Genomic DNA, 14,613 nt, shown 5'->3' with positions numbered 1-14,613 from the left:
GTGACAAGGAGGATGGGAAGAAAAAAATTCTGGGTTTTGAACAAGACTGATGGAGGGAATGAAGCAGAACTTTTACTTTATGGTCCTATTGGTGATGAGGCGTTTTGGGGTGATGAGATTACGCCAAAACAATTCAAAGAAGATTTAGACAGTTTAGGGGATATAAGTACGATTAACATTTACATTAACAGTCCGGGCGGCGATGTTTTTGCAGGGCAGGCTATTTACTCAATACTGTCAAGACACAAAGCACAAAAGATTGTGTATATTGATGGGCTTGCAGCAAGCATTGCTTCTGTAATTGCGATGGCCGGGGATTTGGTTGTAATGCCACGTAATGCTATGATGATGATTCATAACCCTTGGACTATGGCTGCAGGAAATGCAAATGATTTTAGAAAGCTTGCTGATGATTTAGACAAGATAAGAGAAAGTTTAATTGCAGCTTATCAAACAAAGACTCAATTAAACAGAGAAAAGATTATTGAGTTGATGGATCAGGAAACATGGATGACAGCAGAGGAAGCTGTGCAGTACGGTTTTGCTGATGAAATAGAAAAGGAAAAACAAGTTGCTGCAAGTATTGATGAAAAGTTTTTAAAGTTTTACAAGAATGCACCCAAAAGTTTGTTGCTGATAAAGAATGGCGTTGTACCCGATGATATTTCAACACAGACGGCACCGGAAGATACTCCTTGGGAAGCTCCAAACCTCTCAGATTTTACAGACAAAACTTGGGATGAATTAAGCGATGATGAGAAAAAGGATATTGCTAGGCACTATGCTTGGACTCCAAAGATGCCACCGGACAGGTTTAGTGATTTGAAACTGCCTCATCACGACCCGCACACGCATAAGGTTGTATGGCGTGCTGTAGCGAATGCAGCTGCAAGATTAAATCAAGCTGATATTCCGGAGGCAGATATTGAAAAGGTTAAAAAGCATTTAGCAAATCACTACAAGCAGTTTGGCAAAACTCCACCATGGGAACAGGACAGCAATAGAACTAAGTTGGCAAAGGCTAAGTTAGCCTTGTTGATAGAACTAACAAAAAAACAATTTAAGGAGGAATGGTTAAGATGACAAGAGAAAGAAGAGAGCTTTTAAATAAGCTTCAGGAACTTGAAACAGAAGCGAAAGAGCTTTTAAAAATGGACAACCCGGATGTAGACAAAGTAGAAGCAATTACAAAAGAGATAAGAAATGTTAAGGTAAAACTTGACGCACTTGACGAGCTTGAAAGAGATTTAAGCACTTCAGGGATGAAGAAAATTGGTGATGATGCGGTAGATGGAGTCAAGGTATTTTGTAAGGTACTCAAAGGCGAACCATTAACAGATGTTGAGGCTGCATTACTCACAACTGGCAGCGACGGTGAAAGTTATTTAATACCGCCGGATGTTAAAACAAAAATAAATGAACTCAGAAGGCAATATAAATCAGCAAGACCATTAATTGGCTCTTATCCTACAAACACTTTATCAGGGCAGCTAACTTATGAAGACATAAGCACAGTAACAGAATTAACTGACTTTACAGATGGACAAGATTTACCTACTTCAAATAATCCAAAATTTACTGTAGTCAACTATAGTGTTAAGCCTTATGGCGCAATATTGCCAATCTCAAGAACACTTTTGCAGAATGAAACAGGTGGTTTACTTGATTATATTGGGAGATGGTTCAATAAGAAAGCAGTTAGAACAGAGAATAAAAAGATATTTGCAACATTACAACTTAACAAAACACCAAAAGAACTGAACGGTTTCAAGGCGTTGAAGAAGTCTTTAAACGTTGATATTGACCCTGCACTTTCTTCAGAAATTGTGATTGTAACAAATCAGGACGGGTTTGCTTATCTTGATGATGAAGTAGATTCCATGGGAAGGCCAATTTTACAGCCTGACCCAACACAACCAACTCAGAAGCTTTTCATGGGATACCCAGTGGTGGTATTCAGCAACACAGAGTTGCCCAGCATTACAGATTCTACAGGCACAAAAGCTCCTATCTTCTATGGTGCACTGAATGAAGGTGCTATTTTTGTGGACAGAGGACAATACGAATTCAGTTCATCTGAACATGCAGGCTTTACAAAGAATCAGGTCTTTGTAAGGATTATAGAATACTTTGACGTTATACAAGCAGATAAAGACGCTTATGTATATGGCGAATTAAAGTTGGCATAGTAAAATAGGCGAGGGCAGCTTATTGCTGCTCTTGCCTATTGTTTTCACAAGGTGGTGATAACATGATTTTGACTTTACAAGAGGCCAAAGAATTTTTGAAGGTAGACAATGATGTAGAGGATGCAATAATTCAAGGGCTTATAACATCTGCGGAAGAATACATTAAAAACGCTACAGGAAAAACATTTGATAGCACAAATGAGCTTGCAAAACTTGCTTGTAAATTGCTTGTCGCACATTGGTATGAAAATAGGGCTGTTGTGGGAGATGCTAAAAGGATTGAATTTAGTTTAGATGTAATTTTGACACAGCTCAAATATTGTTACGAAAGCGATGTGACAACATGAATATTGGAGACATGAGACACAGGATAATACTGCAAAAGAAAGTAGATATAACGGATGCTGATGGCTTTACTACCCAACAGTGGCAAGACGTCGCAACAGTTTGGGCAGCGGTGGAGAACCTTTCTGGTCGTGAATATTGGCAAGCTGCAGCAGTGCAAGCAGAGAATACGGTGAAGTTTACAATCAGATACAGACAAGATTTAGATACTTCTATGCGCATAAAATTTAGAGACAAATATTACAACATCATAGCTATAGACAACATAAAATACAGAAACGAATACATTGAGATAAAAACTCAGGAAGTGGTACAAAGTGGCAGTTGAAGTTAAATTTGAAGGTATGGATGAGCTTATAAAAGCTGTGGAAACTCTTGGACAGAAAGGCAGCAGGATAGAGAATGAAGCACTGAAGGAAGCTGGCGAATACCTTGCAGAAGAAATGAAAAAAGAGGCGCCTGTTCGAAGTGGGGAACTGCGGGACAGCATTAAATGTTCTAATGTTAAAACAAAGCAAGGACAAAAATATGTAGAAGTTGGGCCGGATGAAACAACTAATTGGAGAGCAAAATTTATCGAGTTTGGTACAGTGAAGATGCGAGCTAATCCGTTTATGAGCAGAGCGTATGAAAAGAATAAAGAGCAGGTGCGAGAGATTATAGCCCAAAAGCTTAGAGAAGGGCTGGGGTTGTGATGAATATAAACTCAAAAGTGTTAACTGTGTTAAATAGTTTAGGGGTCCCAGTCAATTTTCAAATTTATACTGGCACTGAAAAAACATATATCACGTTTTTTTGTTATTTAGAGAACGGTGAATTGTTTGCGGATGATATTCAACAAGGAACAGCTTATTATATACAAGTAGATGTATGGAGTGATAAGAATTACTCAAGCTTAGTCGAACAAGTTAAGTCGGCAATGCGAAATGCTGGCTTTTCTTTTTTGAGTGCGTATGATTTGTACGAGGAAGACGTGAAAGTGTATCACAAGGTTTTGAGATTTTATTATCTGGAGGTGTAAGAAATAATGGCTAACAGCGTTAAGATAGGGCTTAAAGATGTTTACTATGCATTGCTTACTAAAGACGATGCAACAGGTGTGACATATCAAACTCCTGTTCAAATTGCAGGAGCTATATCAGCTAAGATTTCAGCAAAAACAGACAGTGTAACGCTTTATGCTGATGATGGAGCTTTTGAGACTGCGTCAAGTTTAGGAGAAATAACGCTTGAGCTTGAAATGGCAGATTTGCCTTTGACAGTTCAAGCAGCTCTATTGGGACACACGGTAAATAATGGTGTTTTAGAGGCAAAAAGCACAGACCAAGCACCTTATGTAGCAGTAGGGTTTAGGGCGTTGAAAAGCAATGGCAAGTACCGTTACTATTGGCTACTTAAAGGAAAGTTTGAAATACCAGACGATGAGTCGCAAACAAAAGAAGACAAAGTGAAATTCCAGACAGCGAAACTCAAGGGGACTTTTGTATGTCGCATTTATGACGGCAAATGGAAACTTGTTGGCGACGAAGACGAGCAAGGCTTCACAGCAACAGACTGGTTTACAACAACAAAGATTAACGCTGGCACAGGAGCTTAATCCTGTGCCTTTTTACATATTTAGAAGGGAGTGTAGCATAGATGGGCAATGTTAGAGATATAAGAACAAAACTAATACCAATACAACTTGACAAAGAAAGACATCTTAAATTTGATCTAAATGCTTTTGCTGAATTAGAGGAAATTTACAGGGATATAAACATTGCTTTTGAAGCTATGCAGAAAGGCTCAATAAAAGCAATCAGGGCAATGCTCTGGGCTGGGTTAGTGCATGAGGATAAGACACTTACACTTGAAAAAGTTGGCGAAATGGTACATTTAGGGAACATAAACGAAGTTATGAATGCAATTACACAAGCTATATCAGAAGCAATGCCAAAGGTGGATGAAGACGAAAAAAACTCATAGAGCCCAGCAATAGCAGCTGGGACTGGGCTTGGATTTATTATCTTGGACGTAATATTTTAGGACTGTCTGAAGAGGAGTTTTGGAATAGCACTCCACGAAAGCTAATTGCATTGTTTAACGTGCATAAGAAGATACATGGCATAGAAGAAAACGATGAAGAGCAAGAAGTATTCATAGACCAGATATCTTTCCTGTAAAGGCAGGTGATAATGATATGGCGAACGAGGAGATAGGCAAACTTAATGTCGTCGTTAACTTAGATAGCACAGGCTTTCAGAACGGCATATCACAGTTAAACAGGCAAATGAAATTAGTACAATCGGAATTTCAAGCTGCAACAGCAAAATTGGGCGACTTTGGAAGTAGCACAGACAAACTAAAGTTGCAAGCTGATGCATTATCAAAGCAGATAGAAATACAAAAGCAAAAGGTAGCAGCACTTGAAGCGGCATATCAGAAAAGCGTAGAAACGAAAGGCGCAGATGCAAAAGCAACACAGGATTTAGCAATTAAGCTTAATAAAGCACAAGCTGAACTTGCAAACATGGAGAACGAATTAAAGAAGACAACAACAGAGTTAGAAAAACAAAGCTCTGTTTGGTATAAACTGTCGCAATCTGCTAAAGAGGCTGGTGAAAAACTAAAAGATATAGGTAAAAAGGTCACAGATGTAGGAGAAAGCTTAACTAAGAAAGTAACAGCACCGATTATGGCTGCAGGAACCGCAGCCATTAAATTTGCAATTGACTTTGAAAATGGGATGGCGAAGGTTGCAACAATAGCAGATACTTCTAAGGTGTCGCTTGACAGCTTGAAGAAAGGGATTTTAGAGCTTTCAAATCAAACTGGTATTTCAGTAAACGAACTCACTGAAGCAGAATATCAAGCTATTTCGGCGGGCGTAGATACAGCTAACAGCGTAAAATTCTTAGATGCAGCAGTGAAAGCGGCAAAAGGCGGGTTCACAGACACTACAACAGCGGTAGATGCACTTTCTACAGTGCTTAATGCATATGGATTGAAAGCTTCAGAGGCGAAACGCATTACAGACGAAATGATGGTTGCGCAGAACTATGGTAAGACAACATTTGGCGAAATGGCGCAAAGTATCGGTAATGTTATTCCTATTGCGTCGGCATTGAATGTGTCTACTAAAGAATTGTTTGCAAGCTTAGCTGTATTAACAAAGAATGGTATTCAAACGAGTGAAGCAGTGACAGGGCTTAAAGCTGCATTTAGCAATATAATGAAACCCAGCAGCGAGGCTGCAAAGCTTGCTGAGCAGCTTGGCTTAAAGTTTAATGCTGCACATTTGCAATCAGTTGGTTGGGCTAAATTCTTAGAAGAAGTACGAGAAAAAACACATGGTAACGCTGAGATGATGGCTAAATTATTCGGCAGTGTCGAGGCGTTGAACGCAGTAACAGTACTAACAGGCAAAGGTGCGCAGGATTTTTCACAGGCTCTCAAGATGATGGGAGATGCAGCAGGGACAACAGATAAGGCTTTTGAACAGGTAACAAATACAAGTGGGGCAAAACTCAACAAAGCTCTTAACGAGCTTAAGAACAGTGCTATACAGTTTGGGGATGCACTTTCTCCAGTCGTGCAGAAGCTGGCTGATATACTTAGTATGCTCGCAGAGAAATTTAATTCACTTACACCAGCACAGCAACAGATGATAATACAACTTGCTGCAATAGCTGCAGCTATTGGCCCTGTTATTTTGGTAGTAGGCAAACTTATTACAGCGGTGGGGACAATATCAACTGCATTTAGCGCTCTTGCAGGGATAATGACGACTGTAAGCGGAGCAAGTGGTATTGTAGGTGCTGCTATAGCTGCTTTAACAAGTCCAATTGGTATAGCAGTGGCTGCAATAGTTGGGTTAACTGCGGTTGGTATTGCGTTGTATAAAAACTGGGATACGATCAAACAAAAGGGTATAGAATTAAAGGACGATTTGATAAACACATTTAATAACATGAAAGAGAAAATTATTAACGCCTGGGATAGTTTAAGAACAGCAGCAAGTGATATTTTTAATAAAATCAAAGAGGCTATTTTAGCACCTTTTAGAAATTTGCATATACCATTACCACATGTAAGCGTAAGTTGGCGTTCAATTGGGGTAGGGCCATTATCTATAAGTATTCCTGATTTTGACCTCAAATGGTATGCCACAGGCGGTATATTCACAAGCCCTTCTATTATTGGAGTCGGTGAAGCAGGTCCAGAGGCGGTTATACCTATTGAAAAATTGACATATATAATTCGTGATGCGCTTATGCAGATACAGCCGCAACAGACAGTTAGGCCGCAAGAAATACATCTGCACGTAGGAACACTTGTAGCCGACGACTATAGCTTGAAGCAACTGGAACGCAAGCTTATGAATATTCGCATACTTGAAAATAACAGGCTTGGGGTGATAGGAACATGAAAATAGGATATTCAGGGGCGGAACAGGACATACCAAGACCCAAGCAAATAAGCATAGTTGATAAAGAAATAGCAAAAGCGGATAGGACAGCGTCCGGGAAACTGGTAAAAGATATAATCGCTATTAAAAAGGAGATACAACTTAAATACGATGGGCTTACTCCTACAAGCTTTAATCTTTTTAGAACTTATTTTGAAGCAGGCAAGCCCATTAATTTTATATACGATGAAGCAGGACAAACTAAAACGATACAATGCTATATAACAGAAATGCCAAGGCAGGTATTCATTCATAATACAAACTACGTTAGCGATATAACAATCACACTTGAAGAAGTGTAGGTGTTTGAAAAATGATAACAGTAAGTAATAATTACCAGCAGGCGATAAATGCACCACGCAGGCAAATAAAAGCAAAAATTGATGTATACTTTGATGGTGTAAATGCGCCTCCAACGACTTTTACGGAACAAGATATTCAGAAAATGACATTATTAGAAGAATTGAAAGCTGAGTCAAATACACCTTTCGGATTTGTATCAAGCAATGAGCTGACAATCGATTTTATAAACGTTTCAGGCGATTTCACACCTTCAAATCCTAATGGGAAATATTCCCAAAAGCTATTACCAGATATATTGATAAAACCATATCTTGGCTTAGTTCTTGCTAATGATTCAATTGAATGGATACCGCTTGGTGTGTTTTGGTCTAAAAATTGGAATACCTCAAGTCAGACTATAACTACTGTAAATGCTTACGATATTTTGTACAACATTAGACAGAAAGATATGCCGATAATTCGTGTACAAGAAAATAGTAATTTATATGATATGTTTCAAACTTTATTTAACGCATTGGGAATAAGTAACTATACAATAGATGAAAGACTGAAAAAATACAAAATTTCGTTAGGATTTTACGAGGATACTGTTAGTGCAACATTGCAGTCAATGGCAGTAGCTGGGAATTGTTATATCAAAGCTGATAGATATGGAAACATTGTAGTTAACAGTAATTTTACGAATAAACTGCCGGTTGCTTCTTTTACAGATGATGTAAATGTAATAGATACTCAAAATCCACAAGATTATATGAAAATATATTCAGAAGTTAGTGTTAATTATGTTATGCCAAGTATACAAGAAGAAACTGAAATAGCTAGACTTGACAATTTTAAGATACCAGTAGGGACAACTACATTTGATAATCTAAGCTTTAGTAGCCCTGTGTATAAAATAACACAAGTCAATCTACTCAATTCAAAATATTCATCCATTACTGCTGTAAAATATGGAGCAAGAGGGATAGCAATAACAGTAAACAATACTGTGGCAGATGAAGAAGTAACACTGCAAGTAATAGGGTATCCGATACAGACGACTGCCTTAAATTATGCTGTGCAGGACGCAGAGGCAGTAAGCAAAATAGGAGTAAAAACATTCAGAATTAGTAATAACAATTTTATACAAACGTTAGACACCGCTAAGGAATATGCTAATTCGATTTTGAACTTTGTAAGAAATCCGATGCCACAGTATATTATAAAGACACGAGGAGATATGGCAATAGAGGCAGGAGATGTGATAACTATTGCAGATAGTGTAAACAAAATACCTGAAACAAATGTAGTTGTCGTACGTCAAAATATGGTATATGACGGTGGACTTGAAGTCGATATAAGTGCACAGATTCCGGTTGTCCCTTATGCATGGGTGTATGTATCGCCTGGTTTGTATGAATATGTAGCAGAATATTAAAAGGAGGGAAATTAAAATGGCAAATCTAATTCTTGATGATGCGGGCAGACCAATACCGCAATATATGAATAGTAGTGGCACCTTTGAAGCATGGCATGGTGTAAATGGCGCCGGCAAAATAGCAGCAGATGATGGAGCAATAGCTACATTAGGAACTATTACTGATAAGGACGCAAATGGTGGGGATGGTAGTATAGTTGCTTTGATTAAAAACTTGAGGAGTCAGATAGGACGGATAGAAACAATTATAAATAGCGCGTATGATTCTTCAACAGGGACATTAAAAACTACTATCAGAAAGCCCGTAGAAATAATAACTCACAATGAGTTAGCAATTAGGGATACAAATCCGGTCAACTCAGGAGCAATTGATGTAACTAGCATTGCCGGGAAAAAATATTTTAGAGTTATAAACGGATGCGATCAAGCTATGACTTTAAAGTTGTACGTGTACAGTCAAACAGATATGGGAGGCCCGATATATAGTACAACAATTAACGCAAATACAAGTACAATTATTGCAAGCGATATTATGCCTGTATTAGACCTTCCGCTTTCTGTGGTTGAAGTACAAGTATTGTTTAACACAGCACCCACTACGGGGACGGTAAAAGTACAGCTTTGCGGACTGCCGGGTTAAAACTTAAAAAGGTTGTGTTAATATGGGCGGAATAAATGTGGTTGAATATTTATTTGGAAACAACGTAGTAATAAATTCGGATGGTTCAGTAGGATTAACAGGTTGGCAGATTATCGGAGATGTTAGTACAACAAGTATATCTAATAGAAGTTTTTTCAAAATTGGCCCTCAATCAAGTATGAAGCAAGATATTCTACTGCCAAGAGAAACAAAAGTTATAAAAATATCAGCAGAGATAGCAGTCGATAATATGGAATTGTTAGAGACAGGAACCGCTTTAGTTAACATTAACATCAATTATACAGACGGAGACACGGACTTGTTATATGTCCCGTTAATAGTAACAAAAAGAGATGAGCTACTTAATCAACCGGGTGTTTACTATATTGAGACTGTTTATAAACTGCAAGAGAAAGATTATATGAGTTCGGCTATTACAATTAAAAGAGAAAATAGTGTAGGGTATATTTATATCTCTGAAATTGCAGTAAGACCAAACCTTAAAGTCGAGCAAGAAGCCTCTGACTCAGAGATAGGTGGAGAAGTAGTCTTTTACAAGACTTTTCCTATCCAATCTAACTCTGTAACAATAGAGTTTACAGAACCATATGCAATACAACCGACGATATTTGTTAATGTTTACGGCGACGTAACTACATTTACACCAGAGTTCATTATAGAGTGGAGTGAAGATAAAAAAGCGTACTTATACACAAAAGTAAAACTAAAGTTTCCTGACTCGTATATTGGCAAGACCTTTTCTTTCATGGCAATTGGGAGGTGATTAAGTGAGCAAATATAATATAATGTTATGTTATCATGGAATAGCGATGAACCCAAATGAAGTAGCACCTTTTAGAAGTTACATCGAGGATTTTAAAGAACAAATAAATTGGTTAAAAAAAAATGGATATACTTTTTTGAAGCCAAGTGAACTGGCAAATTCGCTTGGCGATTTGAGTATACCGAAAGCAGGAATTATTTTTGATGATGCTCTTGAAACAATACCTCCTGCTTTAGATTTTTTAATTCAAAATAATATTCCTTTCGGGATAGCAGTCATAGCACGTAGACTAAGAAAATACGAGCCTGAGAGTGGATTTATGTCGTGGCAGCTTTTAAAAGAATATGCAAACAATCCGTTATGTGAAATTCTAAATCACACTTACAACTTACATCATTTGATACCAGTTTTAGATACAGAAAGTAATACAGTAACGACTGCGCCTGTGCTTGAAAAACCGTGTTGGATACCAAATGGAGATATTGTTTATATGGCAGATGGAGATAATAGGTGGTACTGGGATTGGTCTATAATAGATACTACAACGTGGGGATTCCCACTTTTTGGGACAGATCCGGCAACTGGGCAGCCAATAACTTCAACTATGACCGTAAAAGTAAGGAAAGATGTGTCTATAAGAGAAATATACGTTCGTGCTGCTTTACACATGCCTGCATCTAGTGGATATAATGCACAAGTAGAAATAAAAATAAATGGGCAAGTGGTTAAAAATGGTATCATTCCAGTAACACAATATGAAACAAGACAACAATGGAAAGAAAGAGAATTCATGCTAATACCTTTGGACGAAGCATACAATGCACAGGCTGGTCAAACATTGCAAATAGATTTTGTCACGCAAAATCAGGGGAATGGTGCTTTTAGGATATATGCTCTTCCAGATTTTTCGGGAGACTATAAATTAAACACGAGTTGTAACGGAGGAGATTATCCTCCGGGTTACGATTGGCCAGCACGTCCTGCTATAATCTTGAGTGATGGAACAGGACGCACAGCAACGAGCGATGAATATAGTTCTTATGTTGGGTCTGATTTTAGTACTTTTTATACTGCATTTAAAAAGTATAGTGGAGATTGGGACGTAAAGAAAAACTACAACGAATTTCAGACGAATTTGTACGTCTTGACAATTGGAGGCACGTATTCGGATGGGGCGTTGGCAGACACTTATATACGGGTAAGAACTGATGGTGATGTAACCGTTGAGTGTTTGCGAATCAAATATGCTGAACGAATTGGAGAAAGATATCCTCTTATTATTGAGGTTAGCATTGGAGAAAGGACTGGAGTAGGTGAATATAGTAATCCTACTGTTGTGGCAGAATTCGCACCTAACTGGTGGGATTGGCACTGGCAAACAATAGACATAGAACCGTTTACGTTTAAAGCTGGGACAGATTACTACATTCGATTTAAAACTTTAAATAAAAGTCCTTTTGGACTAGGTTTAGTGAGAATATACATGGAACAAGATAAACCTCCTGAGCCTCGTTGGGGAATAGTAGGCTATGATGAAAACAACAACCCAATTTATGATTGGATACTACCTCCAAGCAGTGCATATTCGCATGAAGATTGGTATATGGTAGCAGAAGAAGAATACACAGATGTATATCCAGACGGAACATATGTAGACCAAAATGGAAATTGGCAATGGATAATATCTCCTCCATATGACGGACCCGGGAAAGCATTCTTGGATTTATTAGTGCCAATACCAGCGATTAGCATTCCTACAATAACCTCTATAGCTTATCCATTCGGAGCATATTACGATAATGGATATGGAACAAATGATACTATAACAAAACCTGACTTAAATCCTATATTACAGCAGATTTTAAGCAACGAAGGTATTAGCAGCGGTTGGACTGTATATCCAGCACGGTTTAGAGATGGACTGGTCGAACCAGATTTAAGGACAGTAAACTTGGCTTTGCCAAGATTTTTAGTCTATGGGAATATTTCAAATGAAGTTACCTTGAATAATTTAGCTGCATATACAGGTATAATGTGGAAAGACATAATGCATAATGGAATAGTTTGGCAAACAGCAGAGGAATACAACTCGCTGTATAATGCAACAACACGTCAGACAAACTTTGATTTCGTTAGTTTTGATGCGTACTTCTTTACGCAGTCGCCAACAATAAAGAAGGGGAATATAAATTTGCAGGATAAACAAATAGTACAACAACGTGGATATAAAGCATTGATAATTTTTTCCAATTATGATGATAGTATTGATGGACCAAACCCAGATATAGCAAGCTATGTACTTAACAATCCTGATTTGTTTGTGCCTCTTATCACAAATATAGTAACAAGTGAGGCATGGGATGGAGTATATATAAACCTGGAATGGGTTCCCCCCGATTGCAAACAGCCGTCGATTACGTTTTTTGATAAATTAGCAGCGGCACTTTTTCCGCTGGGCAAATTTATTCTTGTAAGTCTTCCTGCGATAACTGGAACAAACTATGATGACCCAGACTGGACAGGCTGGTGTGATTATGCACAAATAGCAAAATACGTAAACTTTATGAAAATAATGACATATACCGAAAGCGGAGATTTTGGAGGCCCTGCTCCACATGCGCCAGATGAATTTTTTGATGCTGTTTATCGGTATGTAAATAAAACAGTTCCTGCACAGCTTAAAAGCAGAGTTTTGGTAGGGTGCAATGCTTTTGGCCACACATGGACAATAAACGCACAAAATGAGACGGGGTATTCTTGTGATTACATTACTTTTCATGAAGCTTTAGCAGACGCAATTGTACATGGTGTTCCAATACAAGAGCAAGATGGCGAGGGATATATAGAATATCTTAATACGAAATGCTTTTTCGGGACTCCAAATACTGTTTGGAGAGCACTTAAAAAAAGCTTAGACAATGGATTAGGTGGTGTAGGAATATGGAAAGCAGATGATGGCGATTTATTACAACATAATCCAAATAATTTTAATGCTAAAAAAGCAAATGTAAACTGGGAAATTAAAGAATTATAATAACAAACACTAACACAGCCATAAAGCAGGTTTATACCTGCTTTGTATTTTGTATAGAAAGGACGATGCAGATGGAACTTGAGGAGAAGGTGAACAATATGGAAGTACAAATTGCAAAGCATAGCGAAAGGCTTAATAAGCTTGAAGAATGGCAGGCAAAACAAAACGGAAGTCTGCAAAGACTCGAGGGCAAAATCGATGGCATATATACGTGGCTAATAGGGCTTATGGGAGGCGTAATAGCCTCTTTAATTATGCTCACAATTAATTTGTTAGGGAAGAGGTGAGTTTGATGAAAATATGTATTGACCCCGGCCATGGCGGATATGACCCGGGTGCTATTGGTTCAAGCGGACTGAAGGAAAAGGATATTACTCTTGCTGTAGCATTAAAAGTAGCAGAAAAGTTGAGACATGCAGGTGTAGAAATATGTCTAACACGAAATAGCGACCAAACTCCATGGGAGTCAAATAATGACCTCCAAATGCGATGCGATATTGCAAATTCCTTTGGTGCTGATTACTTTGTGAGCATCCACTGCAACTCCGCCGGGACGCCGGAGGCAAAAGGTGCCGAGACATATTGCTATAAGCTTGGCGGTAAAGGAGAGGTGCTCGCAAAAGCTATCCAAACCGAGCTCATAGCAGCCACAGGCCGTGCTAACCGTGGAGTCAAAACGGCCAACTACTATGTTTTGCGCTGTACTAACATGCCGGCTGTATTGACGGAACTGGCATTTATCAGCAATCCAGAAGAAGAGCGACTATTGGCGGACACTGATTACCAGGAAAAATGTGCTACCGCTATTGCCAGAGCTATAGGCAAAGTAACTGGCATTCAAATCCTTCGGGAGGTGCTTCCTATGTTCAAGGATGTTCCACAAAACCATTGGGCAGCTAGCAGCATTGAGAGACTTGCACAACTGGGTATTGTCAAAGGAGACGAGCAAGGGAATTTCTATCCAGATAGGCCTATTACAAGAGCAGAAGTGGCAGCTTTACTGGATAGGGTACTAAAATATTTAGGAAGGTGAAATAAATGAGAGATTTAATAATGACGATTTTGACAGCAGGTATACAACTTGTTGTAATAGTTGTTCTTGGGTATTTGATTGATTATTTAAGCGCAAAAATTGGTATAGAAAAAATGAAAAGATATTACGAAATTGCAAAAACTTTTGTGCAGGCAGTAGAGCAAAAAATAGGAGCAGGCAAAGGGCCCGATAAAAAAGCGGAAGTGTTTAATTTATTAAAGAAAGTGATTGGCAATAAGTTAACAGACGAAGAAATTGATAAACTAATAGAAGCAGCAGTTTTTGAAATGAATCTTGTATTGAAACAAAAAGGCATACAGCAGTAATCCTCTTCCTTGTATGGCCCTTCGGGGCCTGTTTTTTTATGTTTTTAAAAAGGATTTCGATAATAAATGTCGAATAAATTAGTATAAAATATGAG

17 protein-coding genes are annotated in these 14,613 nt (G+C 38.3%); all 17 read left to right on the top strand.

The window, feature by feature from the left end:
• The first annotated feature begins 12 nt into the window (after positions 1 to 12).
• Positions 13 to 1,083, top strand: a complete 1,071-nt coding sequence (locus tag THYS13_RS03685) for a head maturation protease, ClpP-related (protein WP_065214127.1) — start codon at positions 13 to 15, stop codon at positions 1,081 to 1,083.
• The gene (locus THYS13_RS03680; protein ID WP_042833206.1) at positions 1,080 to 2,189 is read left to right on the top strand and encodes a phage major capsid protein; all 1,110 of its coding nucleotides are present in this window, start codon (positions 1,080 to 1,082) and stop codon (positions 2,187 to 2,189) included. The genes THYS13_RS03685 and THYS13_RS03680 overlap by 4 nt, the downstream gene beginning before the upstream one ends.
• 62 nt (positions 2,190 to 2,251) lie before the next feature.
• Positions 2,252 to 2,536 carry a head-tail connector protein gene (locus THYS13_RS03675; protein ID WP_042833205.1) on the top strand — a complete coding sequence of 95 codons (285 nt, stop codon included), beginning with the start codon at positions 2,252 to 2,254 and terminating at the stop codon, positions 2,534 to 2,536.
• Entirely contained in the window at positions 2,533 to 2,862 is a 330-nt protein-coding gene (locus THYS13_RS03670) for a phage head closure protein (protein ID WP_042833204.1), read from the top strand. The genes THYS13_RS03675 and THYS13_RS03670 overlap by 4 nt, the downstream gene beginning before the upstream one ends.
• Positions 2,852 to 3,229 carry an HK97-gp10 family putative phage morphogenesis protein gene (locus tag THYS13_RS03665; protein WP_201035649.1) on the top strand — a complete coding sequence of 126 codons (378 nt, stop codon included), beginning with the start codon at positions 2,852 to 2,854 and terminating at the stop codon, positions 3,227 to 3,229. Before THYS13_RS03670 ends, THYS13_RS03665 begins: the two co-directional genes overlap by 11 nt.
• The gene (locus THYS13_RS03660; RefSeq protein WP_042833203.1) at positions 3,229 to 3,555 is read left to right on the top strand and encodes a hypothetical protein; all 327 of its coding nucleotides are present in this window, start codon (positions 3,229 to 3,231) and stop codon (positions 3,553 to 3,555) included. The genes THYS13_RS03665 and THYS13_RS03660 overlap by 1 nt, the downstream gene beginning before the upstream one ends.
• 6 nt (positions 3,556 to 3,561) lie before the next feature.
• Positions 3,562 to 4,131: a major tail protein gene (locus THYS13_RS03655; protein ID WP_042833202.1), complete on the top strand. Its 570-nt coding sequence runs from the start codon at positions 3,562 to 3,564 to the stop codon at positions 4,129 to 4,131.
• 41 nt (positions 4,132 to 4,172) lie between these two features.
• Positions 4,173 to 4,499 carry a hypothetical protein gene (locus THYS13_RS03650; RefSeq protein WP_042833201.1) on the top strand — a complete coding sequence of 109 codons (327 nt, stop codon included), beginning with the start codon at positions 4,173 to 4,175 and terminating at the stop codon, positions 4,497 to 4,499.
• 214 nt (positions 4,500 to 4,713) lie between these two features.
• Positions 4,714 to 6,942 carry a phage tail tape measure protein gene (locus THYS13_RS03645; protein WP_052210446.1) on the top strand — a complete coding sequence of 743 codons (2,229 nt, stop codon included), beginning with the start codon at positions 4,714 to 4,716 and terminating at the stop codon, positions 6,940 to 6,942.
• Positions 6,939 to 7,283 (top strand): hypothetical protein, encoded by a 345-nt coding sequence (locus THYS13_RS03640; RefSeq protein ID WP_042833200.1) that lies wholly within the window; start codon positions 6,939 to 6,941, stop codon positions 7,281 to 7,283. The genes THYS13_RS03645 and THYS13_RS03640 overlap by 4 nt, the downstream gene beginning before the upstream one ends.
• 11 nt (positions 7,284 to 7,294) lie before the next feature.
• Positions 7,295 to 8,701, top strand: coding sequence for a hypothetical protein (locus THYS13_RS03635; RefSeq protein WP_042833197.1), 1,407 nt, complete (start codon positions 7,295 to 7,297; stop codon positions 8,699 to 8,701).
• A gap of 16 nt (positions 8,702 to 8,717) precedes the next feature.
• On the top strand, positions 8,718 to 9,341 hold the full coding sequence (locus THYS13_RS03630; RefSeq protein ID WP_042833196.1) for a hypothetical protein: 624 nt from the start codon (positions 8,718 to 8,720) through the stop codon (positions 9,339 to 9,341).
• A 22-nt stretch (positions 9,342 to 9,363) separates the two neighbouring features.
• Positions 9,364 to 10,125, top strand: coding sequence for a hypothetical protein (locus THYS13_RS03625; protein WP_042833195.1), 762 nt, complete (start codon positions 9,364 to 9,366; stop codon positions 10,123 to 10,125).
• 4 nt (positions 10,126 to 10,129) lie between these two features.
• Complete coding sequence (locus tag THYS13_RS03620) at positions 10,130 to 13,159, top strand: glycosyl hydrolase family 18 protein (protein WP_042833194.1); 3,030 nt, start codon at positions 10,130 to 10,132, stop codon at positions 13,157 to 13,159.
• 98 nt (positions 13,160 to 13,257) lie between these two features.
• Positions 13,258 to 13,446 (top strand): hypothetical protein, encoded by a 189-nt coding sequence (locus THYS13_RS03615; RefSeq protein ID WP_235603225.1) that lies wholly within the window; start codon positions 13,258 to 13,260, stop codon positions 13,444 to 13,446.
• A 5-nt stretch (positions 13,447 to 13,451) separates the two neighbouring features.
• A complete protein-coding gene (locus THYS13_RS03610) occupies positions 13,452 to 14,192 on the top strand; it encodes an N-acetylmuramoyl-L-alanine amidase (protein WP_042833192.1) in 741 nt (246 codons plus the stop codon).
• A gap of 5 nt (positions 14,193 to 14,197) precedes the next feature.
• Positions 14,198 to 14,518 (top strand): phage holin, encoded by a 321-nt coding sequence (locus tag THYS13_RS03605; RefSeq protein WP_042833190.1) that lies wholly within the window; start codon positions 14,198 to 14,200, stop codon positions 14,516 to 14,518.
• The last annotated feature ends 95 nt before the right edge of the window (positions 14,519 to 14,613 follow it).

Origin of the sequence: Thermoanaerobacter sp. YS13, assembly GCF_000806225.2 — a bacterium.
In the GTDB taxonomy this organism is placed as follows: Bacteria; Bacillota; Thermoanaerobacteria; order Thermoanaerobacterales; family Thermoanaerobacteraceae; genus Thermoanaerobacter; species Thermoanaerobacter uzonensis.
The sequence above is the reverse complement of the archived record's forward strand: the minus strand, read 5'-3'. Positions and strand labels throughout refer to the sequence as shown.